At 58.4% G+C, this 24,887-nt stretch carries 25 protein-coding genes; 10 read left to right on the top strand and 15 right to left on the bottom strand.

Annotated elements, in window-relative coordinates:
- Positions 1-68: 68 nt before the first annotated feature.
- From M9Q49_RS09195 to M9Q49_RS09180, 4 genes are all read right to left on the bottom strand, one after another.
- Entirely contained in the window at positions 69-914 is an 846-nt protein-coding gene (locus M9Q49_RS09195; RefSeq protein WP_254508427.1) for a hypothetical protein, read from the bottom strand.
- 3 nt (positions 915-917) lie between these two features.
- On the bottom strand, positions 918-1,706 hold the full coding sequence (gene trpC, locus M9Q49_RS09190) for an indole-3-glycerol phosphate synthase TrpC (protein WP_254508426.1): 789 nt from the start codon (positions 1,704-1,706) through the stop codon (positions 918-920).
- A 106-nt stretch (positions 1,707-1,812) separates the two neighbouring features.
- Positions 1,813-2,241, bottom strand: coding sequence for an RrF2 family transcriptional regulator (locus M9Q49_RS09185; protein WP_254508425.1), 429 nt, complete (start codon positions 2,239-2,241; stop codon positions 1,813-1,815).
- Positions 2,238-3,005, bottom strand: coding sequence for a phosphoadenylyl-sulfate reductase (locus M9Q49_RS09180; RefSeq protein ID WP_254508424.1), 768 nt, complete (start codon positions 3,003-3,005; stop codon positions 2,238-2,240). The genes M9Q49_RS09185 and M9Q49_RS09180 overlap by 4 nt, the downstream gene beginning before the upstream one ends.
- Positions 3,006-3,482: 477 nt before the next feature.
- On the opposite strand from M9Q49_RS09180, the gene gap reads away from it, so the two are divergent.
- On the top strand, positions 3,483-4,532 hold the full coding sequence (gap, locus tag M9Q49_RS09175; protein WP_254508423.1) for a type I glyceraldehyde-3-phosphate dehydrogenase: 1,050 nt from the start codon (positions 3,483-3,485) through the stop codon (positions 4,530-4,532).
- A 111-nt stretch (positions 4,533-4,643) separates the two neighbouring features.
- Here the strand turns inward: gap and M9Q49_RS09170 are convergent, their stop codons facing one another.
- Together M9Q49_RS09170 and M9Q49_RS09165 are read right to left on the bottom strand one after the other, a co-directional pair.
- Complete coding sequence (locus M9Q49_RS09170) at positions 4,644-5,645, bottom strand: hypothetical protein (RefSeq protein WP_254508422.1); 1,002 nt, start codon at positions 5,643-5,645, stop codon at positions 4,644-4,646.
- A 145-nt stretch (positions 5,646-5,790) separates the two neighbouring features.
- Positions 5,791-7,032: a hypothetical protein gene (locus M9Q49_RS09165; protein WP_254508421.1), complete on the bottom strand. Its 1,242-nt coding sequence runs from the start codon at positions 7,030-7,032 to the stop codon at positions 5,791-5,793.
- 240 nt (positions 7,033-7,272) lie between these two features.
- On the opposite strand from M9Q49_RS09165, the gene M9Q49_RS09160 reads away from it, so the two are divergent.
- The 3 genes from M9Q49_RS09160 (at position 7,273) to M9Q49_RS09150 (ending at position 11,336) form a co-directional block, all read left to right on the top strand.
- Complete coding sequence (locus M9Q49_RS09160) at positions 7,273-9,306, top strand: hypothetical protein (RefSeq protein WP_254508420.1); 2,034 nt, start codon at positions 7,273-7,275, stop codon at positions 9,304-9,306.
- A gap of 303 nt (positions 9,307-9,609) precedes the next feature.
- Positions 9,610-10,863, top strand: a complete 1,254-nt coding sequence (locus tag M9Q49_RS09155) for an MFS transporter (RefSeq protein WP_254508419.1) — start codon at positions 9,610-9,612, stop codon at positions 10,861-10,863.
- On the top strand, positions 10,860-11,336 hold the full coding sequence (locus tag M9Q49_RS09150) for a cupin domain-containing protein (protein ID WP_254508418.1): 477 nt from the start codon (positions 10,860-10,862) through the stop codon (positions 11,334-11,336). Before M9Q49_RS09155 ends, M9Q49_RS09150 begins: the two co-directional genes overlap by 4 nt.
- A 74-nt stretch (positions 11,337-11,410) precedes the next feature.
- On the opposite strand, the gene M9Q49_RS09145 is transcribed toward M9Q49_RS09150, so the two are convergent.
- The 3 genes from M9Q49_RS09145 to M9Q49_RS09135 form a co-directional block, all read right to left on the bottom strand.
- Complete coding sequence (locus M9Q49_RS09145; protein WP_254508417.1) at positions 11,411-11,926, bottom strand: PH domain-containing protein; 516 nt, start codon at positions 11,924-11,926, stop codon at positions 11,411-11,413.
- Positions 11,927-12,039: 113 nt separating this feature from the next.
- Entirely contained in the window at positions 12,040-12,636 is a 597-nt protein-coding gene (locus M9Q49_RS09140) for a hypothetical protein (RefSeq protein WP_254508416.1), read from the bottom strand.
- Positions 12,637-12,702: 66 nt separating this feature from the next.
- On the bottom strand, positions 12,703-13,497 hold the full coding sequence (locus M9Q49_RS09135) for an undecaprenyl-diphosphate phosphatase (protein WP_254508415.1): 795 nt from the start codon (positions 13,495-13,497) through the stop codon (positions 12,703-12,705).
- Between the two features lie 103 nt (positions 13,498-13,600).
- On the opposite strand from M9Q49_RS09135, the gene M9Q49_RS09130 reads away from it, so the two are divergent.
- The 3 genes from M9Q49_RS09130 to M9Q49_RS09120 all read left to right on the top strand — a co-directional run bounded on the left by M9Q49_RS09130 (position 13,601) and on the right by M9Q49_RS09120 (position 17,429).
- Positions 13,601-14,572 carry an MBL fold metallo-hydrolase gene (locus tag M9Q49_RS09130; protein ID WP_254508414.1) on the top strand — a complete coding sequence of 324 codons (972 nt, stop codon included), beginning with the start codon at positions 13,601-13,603 and terminating at the stop codon, positions 14,570-14,572.
- A gap of 215 nt (positions 14,573-14,787) precedes the next feature.
- A complete protein-coding gene (locus tag M9Q49_RS09125; protein WP_254508413.1) occupies positions 14,788-16,245 on the top strand; it encodes a hypothetical protein in 1,458 nt (485 codons plus the stop codon).
- Between the two features lie 5 nt (positions 16,246-16,250).
- Positions 16,251-17,429, top strand: a complete 1,179-nt coding sequence (locus tag M9Q49_RS09120) for a polysaccharide biosynthesis/export family protein (RefSeq protein WP_254508412.1) — start codon at positions 16,251-16,253, stop codon at positions 17,427-17,429.
- Between the two features lie 81 nt (positions 17,430-17,510).
- On the opposite strand, the gene M9Q49_RS09115 is transcribed toward M9Q49_RS09120, so the two are convergent.
- The 5 genes from M9Q49_RS09115 to M9Q49_RS09095 form a co-directional block, all read right to left on the bottom strand.
- The gene (locus M9Q49_RS09115) at positions 17,511-17,891 is read right to left on the bottom strand and encodes a hypothetical protein (RefSeq protein WP_254508411.1); all 381 of its coding nucleotides are present in this window, start codon (positions 17,889-17,891) and stop codon (positions 17,511-17,513) included.
- A gap of 16 nt (positions 17,892-17,907) precedes the next feature.
- Positions 17,908-18,384 (bottom strand): VOC family protein, encoded by a 477-nt coding sequence (locus M9Q49_RS09110; RefSeq protein ID WP_254508410.1) that lies wholly within the window; start codon positions 18,382-18,384, stop codon positions 17,908-17,910.
- An 85-nt stretch (positions 18,385-18,469) separates the two neighbouring features.
- Positions 18,470-18,799, bottom strand: a complete 330-nt coding sequence (locus M9Q49_RS09105; RefSeq protein ID WP_254508409.1) for a hypothetical protein — start codon at positions 18,797-18,799, stop codon at positions 18,470-18,472.
- Positions 18,765-19,376 (bottom strand): DUF6891 domain-containing protein, encoded by a 612-nt coding sequence (locus tag M9Q49_RS09100; protein ID WP_254508408.1) that lies wholly within the window; start codon positions 19,374-19,376, stop codon positions 18,765-18,767. The genes M9Q49_RS09105 and M9Q49_RS09100 overlap by 35 nt, the downstream gene beginning before the upstream one ends.
- 9 nt (positions 19,377-19,385) lie before the next feature.
- Complete coding sequence (locus M9Q49_RS09095) at positions 19,386-19,676, bottom strand: putative quinol monooxygenase (protein ID WP_254508407.1); 291 nt, start codon at positions 19,674-19,676, stop codon at positions 19,386-19,388.
- Positions 19,677-19,753: 77 nt separating this feature from the next.
- Here M9Q49_RS09095 and M9Q49_RS09090 point away from each other — a divergent pair, with 77 nt between their 5' ends.
- Positions 19,754-20,197 (top strand): low affinity iron permease family protein, encoded by a 444-nt coding sequence (locus M9Q49_RS09090; RefSeq protein ID WP_254508406.1) that lies wholly within the window; start codon positions 19,754-19,756, stop codon positions 20,195-20,197.
- 324 nt (positions 20,198-20,521) lie between these two features.
- Entirely contained in the window at positions 20,522-21,640 is a 1,119-nt protein-coding gene (locus tag M9Q49_RS09085; protein ID WP_254508405.1) for an acyl-CoA desaturase, read from the top strand.
- Between the two features lie 277 nt (positions 21,641-21,917).
- Here M9Q49_RS09085 and M9Q49_RS09080 read toward each other — a convergent pair whose 3' ends face one another.
- Positions 21,918-23,237: a S1 family peptidase gene (locus tag M9Q49_RS09080; RefSeq protein ID WP_254508404.1), complete on the bottom strand. Its 1,320-nt coding sequence runs from the start codon at positions 23,235-23,237 to the stop codon at positions 21,918-21,920.
- A gap of 448 nt (positions 23,238-23,685) precedes the next feature.
- On the opposite strand from M9Q49_RS09080, the gene M9Q49_RS09075 reads away from it, so the two are divergent.
- Positions 23,686-24,819, top strand: coding sequence for a hypothetical protein (locus tag M9Q49_RS09075; protein WP_254508403.1), 1,134 nt, complete (start codon positions 23,686-23,688; stop codon positions 24,817-24,819).
- The last annotated feature ends 68 nt before the right edge of the window (positions 24,820-24,887 follow it).

The following is a 24,887-nucleotide window of genomic DNA, read 5'->3' as shown; positions in this document are numbered from 1 at the left end:
TTCGTTATACACTTCGCTGCGCAGCCAACGACGGGCCGCGCTGGGCCTGCATACTTCGTGACTTCGCGTTACCGTTCCATCGGCGACTTATCTTCCGGCACGATCGAAAGATCGCCGGTCGAACGCATGATCACGCGATAGCTCTTGCCCTTTTGCACTTTCATCGAGACCGCGCCGCCGTGGGCCGCACGAATGCCCATTTCGTGGGCCAGTTGGTCGTTGTTGGCGATATTCCAGAAGTCGCCCCAGATCTTTTTCTCGAGGTCCGACATCTTGCCGGCGCGAGCGTACGCCTTCGGCCGTTGATCTTTTTCGTCGAGCGGAAAGCCTTCGGCGGGTTGCTGCTTGTCGCCGAAGATGCGGTGGAACAGGATCAGCGAAGTGCCGCGCTCGAGGTCGGCTTGTTCCACGTACTTGTCTTCGAACTTGACGAGGAAGTTGTCGATGTAGACGAGATCGCCGCGGACGCGAAACTCGCGCGGAGTATCGATTGGGGCGCCTTCGTCGTTGAGCTCGACAAATTCGACGAGCGAGAACGGCTGGCCTTGCGGATCGAGCCCTTGGTCGGTGACCGCCAATCGCGCCAGGCGATGATCGACTTTCATCAGAGCCAGCGACGTCTCGAGCCGTTCAAGGTCTTTGCTTAGTTTTGAAATCTGCGCCTGCTGCTCTTGGAGCAAGACCGTCTTCTGCGCGATCTCGACGGTCTTGGCTTCGAGGTCCTTCTTCGAGATTTCGAGTTCCTTGTTGGCCGCGGCGAGCTCTTCCGCACTTTTTTTGGCGGAGATTTCGTTCTTGTAGTAAGTCGAGTAGCCGAACCAACCAGCGACGCTCGCAGCGCTGAGCACGACCGTCGCCAGGATAGTGCGCAGAAAGCTGTTGATCGTCGAAATGTTCTCCATCGTCGATGCCATTGATCAGTTCCCTAATCCCAGGAGTTGTCTCGTCGCGGCGGCGATGTCCTTTTCGCGCATCAGGCTCTCACCCACCAGCATGGCATCGACGGCGGCTTCCTGCAAACGGATCGCATCGGTCCGGGTGAAAATCCCACTCTCGCCCACGAATACGCAATCGAGCGGCACGCGCGAACGCATCGTGATGGTTCGATTCAAATCGATCTCGAACGTCCGCAGATCGCGGTTATTCACGCCGATCAACTGCGCGCCGGCGGCGAGCACGCGGTCGAGGTTTTCTTCGTCGTAGAACTCGACGAGTGGTGTGAGGCCGAGCTCGACGGCTTCGTTGTGCAGCTTGCGCAGATTGCAATCGTCGAGGCACTCGGCAATCAGCAGCACCGCATCGGCGCCGGCGAGGCGAGCTTCGAGAAGTTGATAGGTGTCGAGGATGAAATCCTTCCGCAGCAGCGGCAGATTGACCGCAGCCCGGATCTGTGTGAGATAGTCGAGACTGCCCTGAAAAAAGTGCACGTCCGTGAGAACGCTCAAGCAAGTCGCGCCGGCAGACTCATAGGCCTTGGCAATTTCGACCGGGTGAAAGTCAGCCCGAATTACGCCCTTGCTGGGGCTCGCTTTTTTGACTTCCGCAATCAACTTGATGGGGCCATCGGCGGCGAGGGCGGCGAAGAAGTCTCGCGTTGGCGGGGCGTCTTTTAGTTGCGCTCGGAGTTCGGATTCAGCGCGCGCTGACTTGAGCGCGGCGATTTCGTCGCGCTTGTGAGTGACGATTTTTTCGAGAACATTGGTCATCGGGAGGGCGACGCTCCTGCGGAGCCGAGTTAGGCAAAGGAAGGTGATGTGCGCGGCAGGTCTGCGGCTCGGCGGGAGCCTCGCCCTCCCGAACCGCAACGGCTACTCAAATGTAATACATCTCTTCGCCCTGCTCCTTGAGCGCGCCGACGAGATCGGCGAAGGAGATTTTGCTGAGCATGTCGCGCTCCTGGCGGGCGACGTCTTGCCAGCTTTTGAGGAGGATCTGAGCGGTGCGCGTCGGATGCTCGGCGTAGGAGCGGATGGCGGCTGATTGACTATCGACGACCGACATGACTTCGCCCAGCGTGATCTCGCTGGGATCGCGGGCCAGTTGATACCCGCCGGCAGCGCCGCGGGTGCTGTTCACCAGGCCGGCGCTTTTCAGCTGCAGCAGAATCTGGACCAGGAAACGCGAGGGAATGCCATGGGCATCGGCGATTTCGCGAATGCGCACGGGCTCTCCGCTGTCGTGCCGGGTCGCCAATTCGAGGATGGCAATGCACGCGTATTCGGTTTTGGCGGAGACAATCACTGAGTATGCAGCCCGCACTCGGTCTTGGCCGAACCGCTCCAGCGGCCCGCCCGTTCGTCTTCGCCGATCGACACCGCTCGCGTGCAGGGCCAGCAGCCGATGCTCGTATAGCCGTCGTCGTGCAGCGGGTTATACGGCACGTTGTTTTTCGAAATGAAACTCCAGACGAGCTTCTTATTCCAATTGGCCAGCGGGCTAATCTTCACGAGGCCAAACTTTTTGTCCCAGCCAACGATCGGCGCCGTGGCGCGATCGGGGCTTTGATCGCGGCGAATCGCGCTCGACCAGGCATGCATGCCCACCGAAGCTTCTTGCAGAACTTTGATCTTCCGCTCGAAGCAGCAGCGATCGGGATCGGTCCGATAAACGGGCCCACCATTGGCCTGTTCGAACTGCTCGACCGTGAGCGCCGGCTTTTTCATTTCGACCGCAATGCCGTAGCGGCGTTTGACTTCTTCCCGCAGCTCGAGCGTTTCTTTGAACTGATAGCCAGTGTCGAGGTTGAAGATCGGCGTTTCCGGCGCGATTTCGGCCAACATGTGGATGAGGATCATCCCTTCGGGGCCGAAAGCCGTGGCCATGGTAAACCGTGGCGCATAGTGCTCGACGGCCCAGCGCAGAATATCCTGCGGCGTCGCCGTTTCGAGTTGCTGACTGGCCGCGGCGAGCTCGGCTTGCAACTCGGGCGTGTAAACCAACTTTCCTTCGGCTGTCTCGGCTGGCGGCGAAACCACGCGCAAATCCGGCGACGTTGAGTGCGACATAGATAACGCAGATCGGTGCAGTGCGCGACTCATAAAAAGGTCCCGGCGTTCGAGTCCTGAACTACCGTTGCAGGCAAATCCTACGAATGTTGCTCAAATAAGTCAACATTCGTAGGCCGTGAATGTTCATCGGTCCGGGTCGTCCGGTCCTGCAGGCGGCCAGCACATTTTCTGGCCTGCGAATGCAAACCTGTGACTGATAAGCTGTCAGGTTGGGGCCAGCTTCACTAGTGGTCGTTGGCACCAAAAATTTTCGCTACCCATAAGGATTCTCAAATGCCCCTTAAATGCCTTTGCTGGCAACTCAACTGCCGCTAGGGTTTCAGGGCAGTTTCCAGGAGGGAATAAGGGCAGATGTCTTCGCGTCAGACCATATTTCGGGGCCTTTGACGCCGGTTTCGCTGCCGATAGAATCTTGGAGCCAAAAGATTTTTGAAGTTCGTTCAAGAGGGCTCGTTTTCTAAGAGGGAGAGTCGCATGGCGGTTCGCGTCGCAATCAATGGTTTCGGTCGTATCGGCCGCCTGGTTTTCCGGGCGATGGTTGAGCAAGGCATTGTGGGTAAGGATGTGGAAGTGGTCGCCGTGGGCGATATCGTTCCTGCCGATAACCTGGCCTACCTCCTCAAGTACGACTCGATCCAAGGTCGCTTCGCCGGTGAGTTCAGCTCGAAGAAGTCGTCGGCTGACAAGGCCGAAGACGATGTGCTCGTGGTGAACGGCAAGGACATCGCCGTCGTCAGCGCCAAGAGCCCTGCCGAACTGCCGTGGAAGGCTATGAATGTGGACGTCGTGATCGAATCGACGGGCCTCTTCACCGAAGCCGAAAAAGCCAAGGGACACATCACCGCTGGCGCCAAGAAAGTCATCATCACCGCTCCCGCCAAGGGCGAAGACATCACGATCGTGATGGGCGTGAACTGCGACAAGTACGATGCCAAGGCTCACAACATCGTCAGCAACGCCAGCTGCACGACGAACTGCCTCGCGCCGCTCGTTCACGTGTTGCTGAAGGAAGGCTTCGGCATTGCCGAAGGCCTGATGACGACCGTTCACTCGTACACGGCCACGCAAAAGACCGTCGACGGTCCGAGCAAGAAGGACTGGAAGGGTGGCCGCGCTGCCGCTCAAAACATCATCCCCAGCACGACCGGCGCTGCTCGCGCGGTCGCACTGGTTTGCCCCGAAGTGAAGGGCAAGCTCACCGGCATGGCCTTCCGCGTGCCAACCGCCACCGTCTCGGCCGTCGACCTCACGTTCAAGACCGTGAAGGCCACCAGCTACGCCGAGATCTCGGCCGCCTTCAAGAAGGCCAGCGAGACCTACCTCAAGGGCATTCTCGAATACACCGAAGACGAAGTGGTCAGCAGCGACTTCATTCACTGCAAGGCCTCGTCGATCTACGACAAGGGTTCGGGCATCGAACTGAACGGCAACTTCTTCAAGCTCGTCAGCTGGTACGACAACGAATGGGGCTACAGCAACCGCGTGTGCGACCTGCTGAGCATGATGATCAAGAAGGGTCTGTAGTGTAGCCGCCACGCTCCGCGTGGCGCGTCTTTGATTGCAGATCGAATATCTTAAAAACTGAAAGCCCGGCGACGAAAGTTGCCGGGCTTTTTTGTTCAGATCAGCCGACGGCTATTCGGTTGCCAGTTCCGGCTGCGTTGGTAGTGAATCGGCCGGCTTCACCCGATAATCAGTTACCGTGGGCAAGCCCATTTGAGCCAGCAACCCCGGCGAGTCCGGCTTGCCATTTTCCATCTCCCAGGGTTTGTTCACACGGTAGATGCCGGGACGCAAGTAGGTGACGGCGAGTGCTTCGAGGAACACGATCTCGCGACCTGCTTTTGAGTCGGCTAGAGGAATTGTCTTATCGGCGTTGCCGCCCGGAGCTGGTGGAGTTGGATAACGCAACGGCAAGCGGGCGGTCGCCACACTTTTGGCGGCTTCGATTGCGGAGTCGATCGTATTGAGCACTTCAATCGCGACCTCTGTCGAATCAAACTCACCATTGACCGCGGCCAACTGCCAGCCTTCCTTAAATTGCAAGTTGTAACTGCTCTTCGCGAGAAAATTACGATTGTGAACTGCGTATTGTTCATCCATGTCGGGCAGGAAGATCACCTCAATGTCGCCTGACAACGCCACCGACGGACCAGCTGGCGTTTGACATTCGGCGTCAGCAAGCGGGGCGGAGGGACGAGTCTCACTGGTCTGCTTCGCAGCGCTTGCTGCAACTTGCCCCTGCACCGGAGCCGCTACTGCCGCGGCCGGTGCAGCAGCTTGCAGAGTGCTGGCCAGGTTCATGGCTCCAAGGCTTTCGGTATGCGATACCGGCAGGACATCACTTTTGGCAGGCCGCAGCCGGTTCTTCATCGCTTCCCATTCAGAAGCGGAAACTGCCTCAAACGCGTCGTTGTTCGTTTCACATCGGCGCACATACTGTGCGGGCACCAAGGCCAAGGCCTCGGCAGGATTTCGACCGTAGGACTCTACGAATGCCTTCGCCCAGGAGGTGTCCTTCGTGTTAATGGCCAACAGCGAAACTTGCTGTGAAACCTTTATTCGCTTTTTGACGACGACATAGGGTCTCGCCAAGTAATAGCGAAAACCCTTGATGTGTTCGTCGGCGCCAGTCACGCGATCACATTGTGTGATCTTATTGACTTGCATACTTGCGCAACCGCACAAGACGAGCGTAAGCAAACCGGCGAATACGCAACGAAACATGTTCGCACCTGTCAGACATAATGTGACAAAGGAAAGGGACAAGACTCGCAACAGTTCAATCGCCAACCCGAAGCACGTCCGGTGGCCGCAATTGCAGGTGCTGCAACTGCCCGTGACTGGGTTGGGTTGGTAGACGCCGCGGTAAGACTTGGGCACCCATTCCATCCGTAGGCAGCGGAGGAGTCGTCCGTTCCGCAGGTGCTGGACTTTGGTTGCCACCTTGGTTTTGGTTGCCACCCTTATTCTTCTTCTTAAGTTCATCTTCGAGTTTCTGCCTCGCGTCCTTGCAATCTTTCACATCCTGTTCGAGCTGACGCTTGTCGGCTGCTAGCTTGTCCAATTGACTACCACTCGCGACTTGCCAAATCTCGGTGTCGGTGGCGATCGGCAGGCCGAAAGACGTCAGCAGACCGCAGGGGCTTTCTTCGTCCAATCCTGGTGTCCGCTCCGACTCCTTATTGACTCGATACATGCCGGGCTCGATGTAGTATCGCACCACTCCTGCCATCCTCTGCGGAACCAATGCGGCCGCTCCGTTGGATCCGCCATCTTTGTTTTCGCCTCCTTTTCCCTGAATCTCCGCAACTCGTTTCAAGCGTTCTTGTTCAAAAGAACTGGCTGCACCGATTGCTTTTTGCAAAGTCTTGAGAATCGCAATTGGGACTTCGGTAGTGTCGGAGTTACTTTTGAGCGAGTCGAGCTGCCAGCCGTCGCGGAACAGCATGGAGAATTTATTTGTCGATAGGAATGCGTGATGTTTCACCGCCATTTGCTCTTCGAAGTCAGGCAAATGAGCAACTTGGAAAGAGGGAATTGCTGGATCCTCTTCAATCTTGCCGTCAGTCTTCAGGATTTCCTTCTGCAGTGTCTCCGCAACGGTTAGAGCCTGACGGTCGGCGCGGAAATCCTGCAGGCGGTAAAACTCCAAGTATTCCAAATCACCTTGCGCCGCAAAGCTGACAGGAATTTCTGCTCCATAGATCGAGGCCATCCCCATTGCAGCAGATAGGTTAGCCGGCTCCCAGTCCTTCGCAGCCGGATTGTCGTGACCTGCCAAGTCAACGGTTCGTTGACTGCCATCCGCCAAAATTAGTCGCACCGCAAAATCGGCAGTGACGTCATCCGCAGGGACTTGCCCAGCCATTGGCATGGGGTCCTTCGACTTGTCTCTCTGCAGTAGGACTCCTGGCAAAACATCCTGGTGCACCAGAATTCGTTTGCTGACCACGATGTAGGGGCGCGAGAGGTAGTAGCGAAACCCCTTTTGCTTATCCACACCAGCGAGGCGATGTTGCAAGGGTACTTTGCGAGCCGTTAAGCCCGCACAGCCACCTCCCAAGAGCAAGCACACGATTAGTAGCCAACGCATGTGACAATCCCTGGCACATTGGTCGAATTAGCATATTTTGAATTGGTTGTTTGTATCGGCTACGCAGCTTTTGAGGTGCAATGAATCCCCTTAAAACGAGTGATTTGTGCGTTACACTTTAACAATTGCAATTTCGGATAATGCTGGCGATGAATTGGGAGCTGAAGCGTGTTACAGATAGCTCGTGGGACTTACATCGGCAAGGTTGGTACCGATTTGCTCCTGTTGCGCTGTGAATTTGGCAATGGCAATACGAATCGGCCGGAGCGAATCAGCGGCGATATATTCCGAGGAATCTCCCTCGCCAACTTCAACCCTATGCTTCCGGACGTGGAAGCCTTTCATGGCTCCTTTTACTCGCTGGGTGCCTTACAATCCGCCTCCGATGGCAAGGGCTTTGTGGGAACTGGAGTGCTGCTAACCAATCCCGAACAAAGCATCAGCATTAAGGTTCATCAAGCTGGAGATTCGCCGAAAAGCAAATTACGGATTCAGTTAACGACAACGAATACCTTGTCGCCTCAGGCTTACGAAGGCGACCTGAATTTTTGGATGACTGCACTCCGCGCCCTCACCTATGAGATTGACGCAGTAGCCAGCCCAGGAACTGCAACCTTGATTTGGGGAATCATGCAAGACGTGGCCGAAAACTATCGTAAGGCCGGGGTCACGCTGCAACACGCTTCGAGTCAGGACTCAATCGGCGCCGTCGCTGGTGGCGAGGAGAGCGAATGGGACGAGGGAGAATTATTGGGCGCGATGGAAGACAACTTTTCGCGATACGCGGAAATAGCGCAGCAACCCGCCTGGCGAGCGTACCTGTTGGCTACACCTTGGTTTCGGGGTGAACGTGCCACTGCAGGACCTTACACGACTGGGATTATGTTTGATGTTCGCGATCGCGTTCAGCGCCGCGGGGCAGCCGTCTTTTGGCGGGCCCGCGAACGATCCAGCGGCCTGGACAACTTTCGCCGCGACTTTATCCGGACGGCGACACATGAGTTAGGGCACGTCTTTAATCTCGTCCATCCTTTTGCAGCCGATGACTCGAGCGACTGCTCCTCTCGCTCTTGCATGAATTACCCCAGTCGTTATCCAGGCAAAGATCAGGCCTATTGGCCGGCTTATGAAGGCGCTCCGTTGTGCTTTTCCGATCGAGAACTCGATCATCTGTATCACAACCGACTGGAATCTGTCGTCATGGGCTGGTATCGCTTCACGGATCCACCGGGGCGCTCACAGGATATTGCCAATCACCTCAAGCCGGTTAAGGTCACTGGTTTGGAATTGAAGCTGCGCACGCGACCCGAGCGGTTGCTCTTTGAATTCGGCGAGCCAATCAACATCGAAGCAAAATTGTCACTCAGAGGCCCGCAATTCAAATCCGCTCCGCAGAGCCAACCAGTACCCGATGCTTTGAATCCCTCGCTAGGAACGACAACGTACTTGATCGAAAAGCCCAACGGCCACGTGGTGCGATTTCAACCTGCCGTAAGGCGTGACGTGGAAAGTCGCAGTTGTGAATTGAACGCCTCGCGGCCTGCAATCTACGAAAACATCAACCTGACTTATGGCGCGAATGGATTTGTCTTCACCGAACCGGGAAAATACCGGATTCAGGCGCTGCTCTCGTGGCAAGGCGCGTTCCTCGCCTCCGAACCGCTCACGATCGGTGTTCGATTTCCAGACCGCCAAATTGAACGCGGCGTGATGGAAGGTTGGAATGACGAAACTGGCGCTTATTTAGCCGTTTGGGGAATTCCGCAACGAACCGACCGAGTGCTGGGACACTTGCAGCGACTGGAAAAATGTAAAATCTATCGAGGCAAGGCCCATCCCTTGTACCGAGAAGCGATGCGCTGCAGTTACTATGTTTCGCTCAAGCCAGCACGCATCATTGACAACCGTAACGGCGAGCCGCGGGTCAAGGTTCGCCGTGCTGGCATCAGCAAAGATGAGCAGGCCTTTCTCGAAGAGGATCTTTTGGGCATTGGCAAGCAGCATAAAAAACGCGCAGCTTCTCAAACCTTGCCTAATCTTCTCTACTCGAATCTGGCGCTTGCCTATGCAAGATTTGATCCTGATCGTAGCGCAGAACTCCTGCAGGCCGTGGAACAGATGCACTCCAGCAACAATCACCACAAGCGCATTGCTCCTCTTGAACTTTCGGCGTTGCAAGCCAAGTTCGAGAGTCTCGGTTAAACGACTTCCCAGGGCATTTACTTGACGCCACTCCTTTCGCAAGACTAACATCCCCCGCAACCGTGGTTTTCGAAAGCACCTTGTGGAGAATGCATCATGAGTTTCCGAATGTTGTGAGTGGCAGTGCTGAGCATGATGACCAAGAAGGGTCTGTAGTGTAGCCGCCACGCTCCGCGTGGCGCTTTGATTGCAGATTTCAGATTGCAGATTTAAGAAAGCCCGGCGACGAAAGTTGCCGGGCTTTTTTCGTTGGTTTCCGCGGTCGCTTTTCGTGTGACTACGGTAATTTGCTACAACTCTGGCATGGCAAGCGTAAACTCCCCTGGCATCTTAATCGGCGATGGCTGGCTGCTCTTTGCCACTCGCTGCTCGCGGATGTTTGCCTACGGGTTGCTGTCCGTCGTGTTGATGCTGTACCTGGTCGAGGTCGGCTTGAAGGAGTGGGAAGTTGGACTGATGCTGACTCTGACGTTGATCGGCGATACGGCTATTTCTCTGTGGTTGACCACGAACGCCGATCGAATTGGTCGGCGTCGCACATTGCTGGTCGGTGCACTGTTGATGGCCCTCGCCGGTGTTATCTTTCTCGCGACGGGCAACTTTATTCTGCTGGTGATCGCGGCCACGATTGGCGTGATCAGTCCCAGCGGCAATGAGATCGGGCCGTTCCTTTCGGTCGAGCAGGCGGCCCTCTCGCACATTGTCGCCGATGATCGGCGGACTGATGTCTTTGCCTGGTACAACCTTGTCGGCTCGTTTTCGATGGCGCTCGGCGCGCTCGCAGGCGGACTGATCGCCGAAGCCTCACTCCATTTCGGACTGCAAGGCGCTGCCGTCTATCGTCCGATCCTTTGGGCCTACGCCGCGATCGGTGCGGCGATGATGGGTGGGTTCGCGCTGCTATCGTCAGCGATCGAACCGAGCGCCAAAACTGACCCGTTGCGAAAGACGGTCCTCGGGTTACATGAATCTCGGTGGACCGTGTTTAAATTGTCGCTGCTGTTTTCCCTGGATGCGTTCGGTGGCGGCTTCGTGATTCAGAGCGTGATCGCCTACTGGTTTCACGTTCGCTACCAACTCGATCCTGCGATGCTCGGCACGATCTTTTTGTTTGCCAACTTGTTCGCCGGCCTGTCAGCACTGGCTGCGGGTTGGCTGGCGCGACGCATAGGGCTGGTGAACACGATGGTCTACACTCATTTGCCGTCGAACGTGCTGTTGATCCTCGTTCCCCTGATGCCGAACGTCTACTGGGCTATTAGTGTGCTGCTGCTGCGGTTCAGCATTTCTCAAATGGACGTGCCGACGCGTCAGGCATACACGATGGCGGTGGTACAACCTGATGAACGTTCGGCGGCGGCTGGTGTCACGGCAGTCGCTCGATCCATTGGAGGCTCGATCTCACCACTCTTGGCGACGATCTTCATCGGCAGCCCCGCGATGATGAGCCTGCCGTTCTTCGTCGCCGGTGGACTCAAGATCGCTTACGACATGTTGCTGTATCGCGCCTTTGCGAGCAGCGAAGCACAAAGCAAAACCAAGGAGCAAACCCCTTGAAAACTCAACCAATTCTCCGCACGCCCTCCGAAGGACGCACCATCGCCGTCGTTGGTGATCTCGACCGCTTTCTGGCAACTGGCGACGAGACCGACGGCAAGTACGCCATGTTCGAGGCCACGGTGCCGCCTGGCGGTGGGCCGCCGCCTCACACTCACAGCCGTGAAGAGGAGTCGTTCTACATCCTCGATGGTGAGATCACGTTCACGGTTGGCGAAAAGCAGCTTGTTGCCACGGCAGGCATGTTTGCCAACATGCCGATCGGCAGCCAGCATTCGTTCAAGAACGCCTCGGACAAAACTGCCCGCATGATTATTTCGGTCGCGCCGGCGGGCTTGGAAAACATGTTCTTCGAGGTTGGTGTGCCCGCAAAGGTGGGCGATATCCCATCGCCGCCAACCAAGGCCGAGATCGAGAAACTGTTGGCCGTGGCGCCAAACTATGGCATCACGATCAAAGTGCCGGAGCATTAAGAATGTAGCGCAAAAAATCAGCCGCTGGGCGTTAGCCCGCGGCTGTGTTTTGTTGCTGACGAATCAGTCGGCGATTAGCGCTTCTGGGCCTTCTTCACACCCACGTAAACTTGATGGGCTTTGAAGACGGTCGAGCGAAACGCTTCGGGGCGCGAGACGCCGTCGAGGCGGAAGGTTTCGACGTTGCCGAGCTTGAAGACCAGGTCGCCGGCTTCGTACCAGCTTTGGCCGGGGAGGACTTCGACTTCGATCTTGTCGAAGCGGTCGAGGTCGATGGCTTTGTCTTCGACCATCTTCCAACCCTTGTGAACGATCAAGCGGCGGTTGGTCAGCGTGTACCGCGTGCCGATGTAAGGAGCAACGCGGAAAAAGAAGAGCACCAGCGAGACCGGGACAAAGGCCAGTGCGAGCAGCCGACCGAGCCGGAGGAAATAAATGTCCGGCATGCGGATGTCGTACAGCTGACCCAGCGTGCGGCCAATGCCGTAAGCGGCGACCGACGGCCAAACCGTCATTACCGTGGTTTCTTGCGTCTGAGCAGGCGTAACCCCGGCGATCGCTTGGGGAGCGGGAACAGCGACAGTGGTCATGGTTGGTTCAAGCAAATAGCGACATTTTTTGGAAGCCGTTACGGTAGCAAATCGGTCAGCTGGCGACCAGAGGACCAAATCCCCCTTCGTGACCTCAAAAGAGGCGGAATCGACTAGCGGTGGAGCCCCGGCCAGTTCGGCAACGACTCTAAAAACGGCTCCTTCGCACCACGAAGGCAAAAGTAGCCTTGTTCGTGGTACACAAGCGACAGCGGCTCGCGGGACGCCCGATAGGCCAGCATGCAGCCGACGATCGCGGTAATCACGAACAAAGGAGCCAGCCAATCGAATTGAAAGTAATTGTAACTTTCCAGCGTGATGATCCCCGCATTCGCACCGACTGAACCGGTGAACATCGCCAGCCCGGTCAGCACCTTTCTCATCATGCGCCACAGTGCGGTCCGCGAAAAACTGTACGCAAAATCAAGCTGCCAGCCGCGCAGCCCCAGCCAAGTGTAATAGGTGAACCGCACCGTGAAGCGACGTTTCGTCGGCTCATTGGTCCAAATACACCGCTCGGGCAAATTCAGCGACTGATGAACGACCACCAAATCGCCCTGCCGCCAAACACCCGGGCCGGGTCCAGCGTGCTGCACTTCATATTCGGCGCCTCCCGCCGGCGCTGCGTAGGGATCCAACGGATCCGCCGCCGATTGCAAGCGCTGCCCAGTTGGCAACGGTTCATCGGCAAAGGGATTGGGCTGCGACATGCCCTTCAGTTTAAACAGTAGACAATCCGCCGGAACTGCACGTTGCTCGTTCGCGACGAATTCCGCCTACGTCGACGCTCGCAGCAAACACCAACTCACAACCACCACGCCGAGCCCGATGCAGTACCAGGCGAAGATTTGAATTCGGCCACTCTGCAGCCAACGATTCAGCAGCCAGATCGAACCGAGACCGATGACGAACGACACGCCGGCGGCGATCAGCAATTCATTCACCGGCACGGCGAGCGTGTGTTTGTCTTTGATCAAATCGATCCCTTCCAGCACGCCGGCGCCGAGGATGGCCGGGATGGCGAGCAAAAAGGAAAACGTCGCTGCCGAAGAACGATCGAGGCCGCGATAAAGCCCTGCCGCGATCGTCGTGCCGCTGCGCGATAGGCCGGGGAGAATCGCTACGGCCTGGCAACAGCCGACGAACAGCGCGTCGCGCCAGGTCATGCGGCGGTAATCGACTACGCCCTTTGGTAGGCGCAGCGTCAGTAAGAGAATGATGCCGGTCACCGGAAAGAGACAACCGGCGACGAGCGGGCTTTCGAGCAAGTGTTCGAACATCAACTTCAGCGGCAAGCCGACGACGACGGCCGGCAGCGTGCCGATGAACATGAACCAAATCACGCGGCGATCGTCGGTGAGCAGCTTCCAGCAGCGCTGCCAATAAAACACGACGATCGAGCCCAGCGTGCCGAGATGCAGCACGATGTTCACATCGGCGAGGTCCGGCAATGCTTCGCCTTTACCGGCCAACCAATTGCCGAGCACGATCAAATGCCCGCTGGAACTAATGGGCAGGAATTCGGCAATTCCTTGCACGACCGCGAGCAGCATGAGAATGGGAAATGTCATGCCTAAAAATAGCTCGCAGAGATGCTGCTGCGGGAAGCAGCCTGCTAGCAGTCGGGAGGAAATGCCTCAGCCCAAAAACCGTCACAGGCGGTATATTCGAAGCATGTTTCATTATCAGCACGGCCTGAAAATCACCGCGCTCGACCTCGCCGTCGATTACACTCGCCGCCAGCCGCGTGGCTTCGTTTCGCACGCCCACGCCGATCATATGGCGCGGCACGAACTGGCCTTCTGCACGCCGGAAACAGCCGCCCTTTATCGCCATCGCCTCGGCGATCACCGCATCCGCCCGATGCCGCTTGGCGAATCGCTCGAGTGGCGCGACCATCGGCTGACCACACACGCTGCAGGCCATTGCCTCGGCTCCGCGATGTTGCATGTCGAGACCGACGAAGGAAGCATGCTCTACACGGGCGACTTCAAACTCGGCGCGTCGGTCACGGCAGCGCCCGCCGATCCGCCCGAAGCCGATGTGCTCGTAATGGAATCGACCTTCGGCGATCCGCGCTATCAACTGCCGCCGCGCGAAGAAGTGATCGAGCAACTCATCCGCACCGTGCAACTCATTTTGAACAGCGGCCGCACTCCGCTCATTCATGCCTACGTGATGGGCAAATCACAGGAAGTGACGAAGCTGCTCACGCAGCGCGGCATTCCCGTGCAGCAACATCCGCTTACGTTTGAGATGAGCCAAGTCTATGAGCAACTTGGCTGCAAACTGGGCGATTTCAAACGCTACGACGATCAGTATCTGCCGGGCCATGTCGTGATCGCGCCGCCCTTCATGCAACAAGCGCCGCGGCTCCGCAATCTCGGCCGCACGTCGAGCATCGTGGTTACAGGCTGGGCGCATTCACCACGCGGCCGGCAAACAAGCGGCGCCGATTTCGCCATCCCGCTGACCGATCATGCCGATTACACCGAACTGTTAAAGTGTATCGACCTCGTGCAACCGCGGATCATCTACTGCACGCATGGTCCCGTCGCATTTGTCGATGACCTTTGCCGCCGCGGTCTCGATGCTCGGCCTCTCACTTCGCTGCGCGGCAATCCGTTTCAACCTTGCCGGGTGTAACAACAGCGCTGGCAATTCTGCGCCACAAACAACCTGTCGCGGATTCGCATTGTTTCGGCTGTGCGGAAAGCGCGTTCTCCTTGCCAGCAGTCTCCCCACCTTCGCCGGTTTGCTCGCAAGTCTGCCAGCACGGCGCGACGATTCCACCCACGTGATGGCTGCGCATGGATTTGCTCGCGCGGCCGCAAGGATTCTCGCGTCGCACGGATGTGCCCATGATTCGCCTCAGCCGAACTGCGTTACTGCTTGCCTGTTGCACACCGGCGGGCTTTTTGCTGACGGGCTGCGGCGGTGGTCCAAGCGAACCACCCGCGTACTCGCAGCAGCAAATGCCGCGAGCCATCGCCAAGCCGTTGCCGCCCCTGACGCAACCGCGCCTCCTCACCGTTCCTGGCGAGGTTCGCCCCGTCGCCGGCGATTGGATGGAAAGCGCCGACGCAAATTTCCGCCAGTCCGATCGTCATCAAAACAACGCTCCCCAGTCTCCCGCCAATCCTTACGCGCCGAAAACGGCTCCATCGCCAGTCGCTGTTGATCCCGATGCGCCGCGCGTGATCTCCAAGCCGCAACCCGGCCTGCCAATTGCGCCCGGACAAGCTGGTCCTTACTCCGTCGAAGGCATTCAGCGCATCAAAGAACCAAGCCAGGCTCCAGCAGCCGCGCTGCCCGCGACATTTGCCGCGCCCAGTTTCAACGGCCCGAGCTTCGTGCCGCCGACCGAAGCGCCTCCTCCTTTCCAACCGCCGGTGCAGCCGCAATATCTCGCCGCGCGTCCCGCACCTGCGATGGGCCCGCCGCGCGATCGCAGCGGCTTTCGCGGCGTGAGCGAACGAATCAACGCAATCAATCACCAAGCCGTTGCGATGGCGAACCGCGGCGCACTCTTCGCCGCACGCGAAGACCTCCTGCAGTCGATGCGCATCGCCACGCAATCGCTCGACGCCGCCGATGCCACGATCGGTTACAGCCAGGCCTTTGAGCAAGGCTTGATCGCGATGGACGAAGCCGAAGATTTCGCCATTCACAACGCCACGGCCACGCTGCCGATGCGCGTGGAAGATATCGTGGCAGGCCATCGCACACCGGTGCTGAAGGAACTTGCCACGCAAGAAACATCGCCCGTCATCGCCATGCAGCGCTACTACGGTTTCGCCGGCGAACGTCTGACCGTCTCCGCTGGCGATCTCCCCGCCGCCGCCGACACGCTATTCTGGCTCGGCAAGGTTCACAACAGCCTGGCACGGCAGTCGCAATCGGCCGATCGATTGCAGGGGCCACAGGCAATGGTCTGCTTCCGCGCCGCGCTTAGCGTCGCGCCGCAACACTATCTGGCCGCGAATGAGCTCGGTGTGTTGCTCGCTCGTTACGGTCAATTGCAAGATGCCAAGACACTGCTGCAGCAAAGCGTGAACACTCGCTCGCATGCCGAAGGCTGGCAAAACCTGGCAATCGTGCACACGCGCCTCGGCGAACAACAGTTGGCCACGCTCGCGCAACAAGAACTCGCGGCCATCGGCGGCAAGAATGCGCTCGTCGCCAACAGCCAAAAGCCGGCCGTGAACTGGATGGATCCAAAAAGCTTCGCAGCCACCGGCGAAAAAGGCCAAAGCTGGGAACAGCCAAGTACTCCGGTTACCGCGCAGAAAAACGGCGCGACCGGCACCCGGAGATAACTGTCATGAAAATGCAATTTGCTTTCGTCGCTGCGCTACTGCTCGTGTGCGGCATTGCTCACCACGCCTCCGCGCAAACCGGCGCGTACGCTGCTGCTTGCCAATCGTGCAACAACGGTTGCACTGGCAACGCCTGCAATCGCACCATCAATGGTGTCGATTGCGCGAACGGCGATGGCTGCGGCGAACAACGGTGGCACAAAGACTGGGGCCCGATCCCCTGGGAAGCCTTTCAGCACGGCGAATACGTCGGCCCTTCGCGCACGTCGCACGTTCAGCAGTATCGGCTGCGCGTCGACGATCAGGTCGAGTTCATCTATCGCATCACACGTTCCGACTCGGCCAAGCCCTATCGCCTGCAAACCGGCGACGTGCTGAAAATCGAATCGCTGATCGACACCACGCTCAATCGCGATGTGACGATTCAAACCGATGGCATGATCATTCTGCCGCTGGTGGGTCAGATCAAAGTCTCAAAGCTGACGCTGATCGACGTGCAACGCGCGCTCGAAGAACGCTACAAGAAGTACTACAAGATCCCCGATATCACCGTCACGCCGGTGAAGACCAATACGCGTCTCGAAGATCTCAAAGCCACGGTCGACAACCGGTTTTTCTCCGGCGGTATGGGCCGCAACGTGCGTGTGAATCCGGAAGGAACGGTCTCGCTGCCGGGTATCGATCAAGTTCCCGCGCAAGGCCTGTCGCTCGAAGAAGTCAAACGCGAAGTCAACGCCCGCTATGCGACGATCGTCGAAGGGCTCGAGATCACGCCGAATCTGGCGGCTCGCGCGCCGCGGGCGGTGTTCGTCGTCGGCGAAGTTCGCAACCCGGGTCGCTACTCGCTCGATGGGCCCACGACCGCCATGCAAGCTATCGCGCTTGGTGGTGGCTGGCTGCAAGGTGCGAACCTCCGCACGATTGTGGTCTTCCGCCGCGCGGATGATTGGCGACTGCTGGCCACCAAGCTCGATCTGCGTGGCGCTCTTTACGGCGAACGGCCGATGCCCTCGGACGAGATCTGGCTGCGTGATTCCGACATCGTCGTGGTGCCGAAGTCGTCACTGCAACGGGCCGACGAAATCATCGACATGGTCTTCACCCGCGGTATCTACGGCGTGATGCCGCTGAACTTCAACTACCAGTTCGGCCAGGGCGGTGGCACGATCGTCAACAGCCCATAGTTGGTCGCCTGTGATTCGCTTTCCGTAGCACTGTCGCCAGACGCTGGTGCGGGCGCCGCCCGCCAACGGGTGGCTTTTGTGCTAAGCCAACGGCCGAAAGATCGCCGCCACGACCGAAATCAAATACGACATGACCAGCGTCGCCCACAGCACTTTGCTCAGGCGCGATTCGGGCGGGTAGATGTGCACGGCCATCAGGCCGATAAGGGTCACCACGCCCAGAATGGCCGCGAAGATATCGCGCGGCATCCAACTGCCACCGGCGAGTCCCAAGCCCACGCCCGCCGTCACGATCAGCAGATCGGTGAGGCGGAATTGATAGTCGCTCTTCGGCGGCGGATCGACGGGCATGGCCGCGAGCGGCGAACCGTCGAAAAACTTCTCAATCCGCTCCCGCCCGGGACCATCGGGGGGCTGCAGCTTGAACTCATCGTCGGCCGGTGGTGTTGATTGATCAGCCATCGTCATACTGGCATCGTCACGAGCAATTTTGGCCGCTGAAGAACGCCACGCCCCGTTTTTCCATCTCCTCGGGCGAGACATCCTCGACGTGCGTCGCCAGCGACCACTTATGGCCGAAGGGATCGATGACGGCGGCCATCCGATCGCCCCAAAACATGTTGCCGGGCTCCATCTTCGACGTGCAACCTGCGGCGACCGCCTGCTTGTATGACGCGTCGACATCGGGCACATAACACATGAGCGTGACTGGCGTGTTGCCAAGAGCCAGCGGCGATTGCGTGCCCCACTGCGGATTCTCCTCGCTCAGCATCAGCACACTATCGCCGATCTTCAACTCGGCATGCATGATCGCGTCCGACTTCGGCATCGGCATGCGAAAGATTTCCTGCGCGCCGAAAGCCTTTTCATAAAACTTGATCGCAGCCGCGGCATCCTTGCAAACGAGATAGGCCTGAATGGTGTGCATCCCAGGCGGAATGGGCGAAACGGGCATGAGTTGCTCCAGCGAAGAAGTGGGGTCGACAAGTGTGGGTCAAATTAGGACGACGTCGGGTGAAAGTCAAACAGGCTGGATCAAGTCAGCGCAATTTCATCGAGTCTGGGCCGCGGACAACTCGCCACGATTCAACGCCCGTGGCGGAAGTCAAAATTGCCTCAGCAATCTCAGCGTTGAGCGGCTGATTCTCGGGGAATCTCACAAAGTAGCCTTGCACGCCGCTGTCCCATTTTCCACTGACGATTTCCGGCTCGGCTACTTCACTGCGAGCAAAGATCAGCACTTGCCACGGCCCATCAGGAAGACGAAAGGTGGCTTCGATGAATGGCATCTCTGCTTCCATCACGAGGTCGTAGCTGATTTCGCCTGGCGATTCGCTAGTCATCGTCTTCGTCGAAATCATCGTCGTCATCGAAATCTTCGTCTTCGGATTGTTCAAGGGACCGCTTCCAATCGAGCGTAGGCAGCGAGAGGCGTGTTCCGACATCGCCACTCCATTCGACGGTGAAGCCCCATTCCTCCAGAGTGTATTTGAGGAGTTCGCCGATCTTTTTGTTTTTTGCCGGCTCGTCGGGGATCGCGCCAAAGGCCAGCATCAGCCCACCGCCGTCGACGGCCCGCTCCAGATCTTGGCCATGATAAAAGCAGAAGCCGCGGACTTGATCGCGGCCGCGCTCGTGCAGTTCTTCACTGACGTCGCTAAGTCCATCCGACATCGTGTACCCCGCGTTATGCAGCGCGATGATGCCGCCGTCGTTGAGTTCCTCAAAGGCGCCATCGAGCCGATCGCAATCGGTCTCCTCCGGCCAATCTTCTTCCGCAGCGGCCTTGGCTGCGAACTCCGGTTCAACGGCGGCCCGCAGCATGGCCTCATTCGCGTCTTCCTCCAGGATGTCGTCGATCATCGAGTCGACTTCTTCCGGTGAATAGAAACCCGACCAAACATAGGTCTTGATCTTTTGCAGGATGTAATCGTCGGTATCGCTCATCGGCTCGCCTTACTCCACAACGCTGTCAAAATACTCGACGGTAATGCTTTCCAGCAGCGCGCGGATCTGCGGAAAATACTTCGCGCCATGCGCTGATGATTCATGGGCCGCGAGCGCCGCAGCGTCGCTATATTGCTCGTGAACAATATAGCAGCGGTCATCGCGCCGCGAACGTAGCAGAGAGTAAAGGAGGCAACCCGGCTCGGCGGTGCGCATCACTTCACGCAATTCGGCGAACAGTCGTTCGAACTCATGTTGTTCGCCTTCCTTGACGCTGATTACTTTCAAACCACCGATCATCGCGGCTCCTCGAACTTGGCGCAGAAAATGCTGAACGGAGAATAAGACGAAAACTCGCAGCAGAATAGGCAACTCCGATGAAAACTGAATCCTGGACCGAAAAATTTGCTCGCGTCACGACCGACTGGACCGGCAGCACTACGGCCTTCGTGCTCGCGCTGGGAACGGTCATTGTGTGGGCGATCTCCGGGCCGTTTTTCGGCTATTCCGAAACGTGGCAACTGGTGATTAACACCGGCACGACGATCGTCACGTTTCTGATGGTCTTTCTCATTCAGCGAACGCAGAACAAGGACTCGCGGGCGATCCATCTGAAGCTGAACGAGCTAGTCGCGGCCATGCAGGGAGCGAGCAATCGGATGGTGAACATCGAGGACATTTCGGAGGAGGAATTGAAGATCCTCCACCTCCACTACGCTCGCCTGGCGAAGCTGGCTGCCGACGAAAGTGACCTGACCTGCTCCCACTCGGTGGAGGAGGCGGATGATCGACATGAGCAAAAAGAAGCCAGTCAGTCTTAACGAGTTTGTGCAGACGCGGCGAAAATGAGACGGTCAAGGGTTTCAGACAACCGCAATTCCACCGGTTAGGGCTCGCGAGCCGATCCGTCGTTATGGCGTAACTCGTTCGCAGCAAACACCTTCGGAAATGTTAAGCAACCGCCATTTTTTGCTTACACAGGTTTTACCAAGGTGAACCGCTCTTGAGACTCCTCTCAGGACGATGATTTGTACAATCCTGCGAAGAACCTCTCAGCATTCCCGTTGCCGGGAGATTCCCAAACGGATTACTACTAGCGGCCGCCTGAGGATTTGTGGCGACTGCGATTTACAAAGGTTCGCCCTGTGTCCCTTGGCACCCGATCGGAAGATCTCAAAGCCCGCCGCGCAAAGCACGACAAGAAAAAGCAGGCTCACAAAGAGCCCAAAGCTCATCAGTCGTCGCATCCGACGGCGGATCATCATACGGACAAAGATGCCGTACTGCTGGAATCGCTTCTCAGCGATGGTCAGAAGGCTGGCAAGATCAATCAAGCCGCTACCAAGCGCGATAACGAAGAACGCACCGCCATCAACTACGCTTCGATCATCTGGATCGTCGGTTTGCACATCGGCTGCTTCGCGGCTCCTTTCTACTTCTCGTGGGAAGGCCTCGGCTTGATGTTGTTCATGCACTGGGTCACCGGTTGCGTGGGCGTGACACTTGGTTTCCATCGTTTGCTGACGCACAGCAGCTTTCAAACCTGGAAGCCGATTCGTTACTTCCTGGCCACCGTCGGCGGTTTCGCCGGCGAAGGCGACGTCATCGAATGGGTTGCCAACCATCGTCAGCACCATGCTCACAGCGATCACGAACACGATCCCCACTCGCCCCGCGATGGCTCGTGGTGGAGCCACATGTGGTGGCTGTGCTGGACCTTCCCTTCGGACGCTCAAGTTCGCCATCACAAGCGTTGGGCGCCAGACCTGGTGAAGGATCGCGGCATGGTGTGGGTCGGCCGCATGTTTCTGCCGTCGCAGTTCATTCTCGGTGGCTTGTTCCTGGCCGCCGGTTACGGCGTGGGCGTGCTCGAAGATATGAAGAATCCTTGGTGGATGGCCACCTCGTTCGTCGTGTGGGGCGTGTTCGTCCGCATGGTTGCCGTGCTGCACACCACTTGGTTCGTCAACTCGGCGAGCCACATGTGGGGCTATCGCAACTACGAAACGACCGACGACAGCAAGAACAACTGGTGGGTCGCGATCATCGCCTACGGCGAAGGTTGGCACAACAATCACCACGCCTGGCCGCGGATGGCTCCTCACGGCCATCGCTGGTGGGAATTTGATGTCACCTATTGCATCATTCGCCTGATGCGTTGGACGGGCTTGGCCTGGAACGTTGTCGACTATCAACGTAAGGGCACCAAGGTCGATCTGTCGACCGCGCCGAAAGATGGCCACATGGATAAAGTGGCTGCCTAGTTTTTATGGCGAACTGGTTTGTCGCCACGTTCACCAAAGCGTGGGCATGGCGGTGACAAGCCGCGTTAAATGGTGACAAGCCGCGTTAAGTATTGACCGTCGAATCTTCAGCCGCTGGGCACGCCCTGCGGCTGATTTCGTTTACCGGCGATGCTGCCAGGATCCCGTAGTTCGAAGCCCTGCTTCGAATGAGGGTTGGGATCCCGCGGATGTGACGATTTGCGACTCGTCCGCAGCATGGCTTCGGACTGCGTTTCGTTGCACTTACATCCGCCGCTTAATCATCATCATGCGGATCGGGCCGGCTGTTGAGACGCCAGAACTGAATCAACAGCCCCAGCAAGCCGAGCACGGCGAGCAACGTTTTGCCTTGATCGAAGAGCGTGCTCCCGCCGATTTGTTTCCAGGCCGCGGCAATCAGTTGATCGGCGGGCGTGGCTTCGAGTGGCGCGCCGTTCGGCACACGCGATGGCAAGCTGTGGATGACATTGAGAGCATCGGCAGCGATGGGACCTTCTTGCCGCGGCGCGATGGCGAGTTCGCGGGAGTCGATATTGCGATTCGGCGTGGGACGCAAAGCCGTGCGATCGTCGAGCGGTTCTTCACCGGTCACGAGCGTGAGTGGCGCGGCCGAGCGAGCGGGCAACGGCATGAGTTGCCGCGGCGGTGTTTCGACACTCGTTTGATTGGCCAGGATGCGAGCCGCGGCGCGGGCCTGATCGGTGACCGGCACGACAGTGTCGATCGCCAGTGGCGGCGCTTCGTTGTGCGGAGTCGGCGGCGGAGCGGCGGCAAACAAATGAGCATCGGCCGCTGGCGGTTGCGTGGAGGGTGGCGGCGCTGCGGGCAACTGCGTGGCCAGATCACTTTGGCCGGCAGGCGGAATGGCCACCGGCGCTTCGGCGGCAGCCGGCATCACGCCCTGCAAAAAGTTCAGCACTCGGCCGCAATAGCTTCCTGACGTTGTTCCGCGGGCAGCGCCGAAGAGCACTCCGGCGAGCTCCAGTCGTTCATTGAAAATCGGGCCGCCGGAATCACCCTGGCGAGCCTCGGCGCCGAGCTCGACCATTTCATAAGGCAAATTCGTGGCAGGCGACACATACTGCGTGCAGCGACCTGCGGCAGCGCGATAGTCGCCCGAACCGTAACCGGCGATGCACAGCCAGTCGCCAATCTTGGGTGCAGTTCGCGAGATGGCAATTGGTTGCACGCCCGGCGGTTTGCGAATCGTCAGCGCGGCCAGATCCCAATCTTTGTCGGCTTTGACGATCGTGGCGGGCGTTTGAAAGCCATCCGAGAAGAAGGCGTAGATCGAGCCGCCGGCCGAGTCGCGGACGACGTGCCAGTTGGTGATCAGCAGACCATATTCGCCGCGGACATCGATCAGCGTGCCGCTGCCGTAAGAGACGCCAGTCTTTTCCTGCACCACGATGCGGGCCACGGCAGGATGAGCGGTGCGGGAAACGACTTGCCCGGCTGGTTCGCGCGGGGCCGATGGCAAGAGGCCGCCCAGGTTGCCAGCGGCGCCGACGTTGTTTTGGTTGCCGACCGGCAGCCAGGATTGGGCGACCGCTGCGCGCGAAATGCCCAGCAACAATACCCAGCAAACCGCTAGGCGCGCCGCGCGAGTGCTCGTTCTCAGTTCATGGCCGCTCAAAGTACCACCTGGTCGTCCGCCACGCTTCGGTGAATGACTATTTCTGCCCGCATCTTTTGGGATCGACGTTACTCGATGGCTGGCTGCAGTTTACGCCCCGGTGCTGGCACAACGCGCGAACGCGAAACAACGCACAGAAGAGAAAAAATCCTTGCAGCCGCCATGCTCCGCAGGCCTGACGTCGCGACTACACTGGGGCGGTGGTGATTGCGCGGATTTTGTGCATTGCATCTGGCCATTCCCCGCCCGGCAGCGGTACATTTGCGGGGTTGGTGCGTTTAATGGTGGGGCGCGGTGCGCGCAGGGTTGTGCGCGAACGCAGTTTTTGGTGGGACGATCCAATATGACTTTCTCTTCGGCGATTCGGTTCTCTCTCCTGGTTCTGCTCATGGCCTCGATGGCGAATGCCCAAGGCCAGCGCCCCAAGGCAGGCGGTGGCGGCGGCGGAAACAAATTTGCCAATTCGCTGCCAGCCAAGTTCAAAGGGCTGACGACCGATCAGGCCCGCGAAGTGGGCCTGCTCTCGGAGTTGGCCGTGGCCTGGGTGGGTGATCTCCGCGAGGGCCCTGGCTTGGATCCGGTCGTCGATTTGTTCGGCCCTTTCGGCGGTCAGCGCCCCGAAGTCGACGACGATGATGTGCCCCCCGGCACCACTCCACCCCCGCCGCCGGAAGAAAACGAGCGCGGCCTGGTGGTTCTCTCTGGCCTCGGCCGCGATCAATACACGGCGATTCTCGAATTGTGCAAATCGCAAAAAGAACCGCTCGACAATTATCTGGCCGCGCGGGCGAAGTTGGTAGCCAAGCTCCGTCAGCTGCGAGGTCGCGAAACCAAGGAAACGGCCGCCGAAGCTCGCACTCACGAAAAAGAAACCGTCGAGCTCGGCAAAGAAATGGGCGAAGCCGAAGCCAAGCTCGCAGTCTCGCAAGCTTGGGCGTTCATTCAGTTCGAAGCCAAGCTCAGCGCCGATCAAAAGAACTATCTGCGGATGCTGCGTGAAAACCCGAAGGCCTTCAAACTCGATTCGCCCGCGGTGATCCAGACGCGTGAACTGCTGGCCACGCTGCAAGAACCGTCGGCTGTGCAGGCCGAAGACATGGCCGCCAAGATGACCTCGTTCCTCAGTGGCAACGCCGAGCAAAACGCAGCCCGCCGTCCGCATCGCGCCGGCACGCTGCTCGGCAAGACGAGTCAAAAGTTTCCTGAACTCACCTCGCAATATCTCGAGACCTTGAATCCCGCCCAGCAGGACCGCTTGATTCAGCTGCTCGCTGCCGAACGCCCCTACACGAGCGACTATGTGAAGAAACGTCTGGAGTTTCTCGCCGCGCTCGACAGCTTGAAAAAGATCAGCACGCTGAACGACAAGAAGTTCATCCTCGCTGGTTCGCAGATGGGTGAACTCGAAGCCCGCATCGGCTTGGCTCAGGCTCGCGTCTTCGAGCAGCTCCGGCTGTCGCTGTCGCAGTCGCAGCTGTTCTTCATTACGCAGAACCTGGTGCCGGCGCCGGCTAAGCAGTAGTTGCCGTGGCTCCATCGATGTTGGTTAGCCCTGCGAACTGTAGCAGGGCTTTTTTATGCGCCGATAGA

Origin of the sequence: Anatilimnocola floriformis (assembly GCF_024256385.1) — a bacterium.
Taxonomy (GTDB): Bacteria; Planctomycetota; Planctomycetia; order Pirellulales; family Pirellulaceae; genus Anatilimnocola; species Anatilimnocola floriformis.
This window is presented reverse-complemented; position numbering and strand designations above follow the sequence as displayed.

Bases quoted from the DNA above. Each gene is read 5' to 3' on its own strand.
- M9Q49_RS09195 (WP_254508427.1), bottom strand. From the start codon at position 914: ATGGCATCGACGATGGAGAACATTTCGACGATCAACAGCTTTCTGCGC.
- trpC (WP_254508426.1), bottom strand. From the start codon at position 1,706: ATGACCAATGTTCTCGAAAAAATCGTCACTCACAAGCGCGACGAAATC.
- M9Q49_RS09180 (WP_254508424.1), bottom strand. From the start codon at position 3,005: ATGTCGCACTCAACGTCGCCGGATTTGCGCGTGGTTTCGCCGCCAGCC.
- gap (WP_254508423.1), top strand. From the start codon at position 3,483: ATGGCGGTTCGCGTCGCAATCAATGGTTTCGGTCGTATCGGCCGCCTG.
- M9Q49_RS09155 (WP_254508419.1), top strand. From the start codon at position 9,610: ATGGCAAGCGTAAACTCCCCTGGCATCTTAATCGGCGATGGCTGGCTG.
- M9Q49_RS09145 (WP_254508417.1), bottom strand. From the start codon at position 11,926: ATGACCACTGTCGCTGTTCCCGCTCCCCAAGCGATCGCCGGGGTTACG.
- M9Q49_RS09140 (WP_254508416.1), bottom strand. From the start codon at position 12,636: ATGTCGCAGCCCAATCCCTTTGCCGATGAACCGTTGCCAACTGGGCAG.
- M9Q49_RS09135 (WP_254508415.1), bottom strand. From the start codon at position 13,497: ATGACATTTCCCATTCTCATGCTGCTCGCGGTCGTGCAAGGAATTGCC.
- M9Q49_RS09130 (WP_254508414.1), top strand. From the start codon at position 13,601: ATGTTTCATTATCAGCACGGCCTGAAAATCACCGCGCTCGACCTCGCC.
- M9Q49_RS09125 (WP_254508413.1), top strand. From the start codon at position 14,788: ATGATTCGCCTCAGCCGAACTGCGTTACTGCTTGCCTGTTGCACACCG.
- M9Q49_RS09120 (WP_254508412.1), top strand. From the start codon at position 16,251: ATGAAAATGCAATTTGCTTTCGTCGCTGCGCTACTGCTCGTGTGCGGC.
- M9Q49_RS09115 (WP_254508411.1), bottom strand. From the start codon at position 17,891: ATGGCTGATCAATCAACACCACCGGCCGACGATGAGTTCAAGCTGCAG.
- M9Q49_RS09110 (WP_254508410.1), bottom strand. From the start codon at position 18,384: ATGCCCGTTTCGCCCATTCCGCCTGGGATGCACACCATTCAGGCCTAT.
- M9Q49_RS09105 (WP_254508409.1), bottom strand. From the start codon at position 18,799: ATGACGACGATGATTTCGACGAAGACGATGACTAGCGAATCGCCAGGC.
- M9Q49_RS09100 (WP_254508408.1), bottom strand. From the start codon at position 19,376: ATGAGCGATACCGACGATTACATCCTGCAAAAGATCAAGACCTATGTT.
- M9Q49_RS09095 (WP_254508407.1), bottom strand. From the start codon at position 19,676: ATGATCGGTGGTTTGAAAGTAATCAGCGTCAAGGAAGGCGAACAACAT.
- M9Q49_RS09090 (WP_254508406.1), top strand. From the start codon at position 19,754: ATGAAAACTGAATCCTGGACCGAAAAATTTGCTCGCGTCACGACCGAC.
- M9Q49_RS09075 (WP_254508403.1), top strand. From the start codon at position 23,686: ATGGCCTCGATGGCGAATGCCCAAGGCCAGCGCCCCAAGGCAGGCGGT.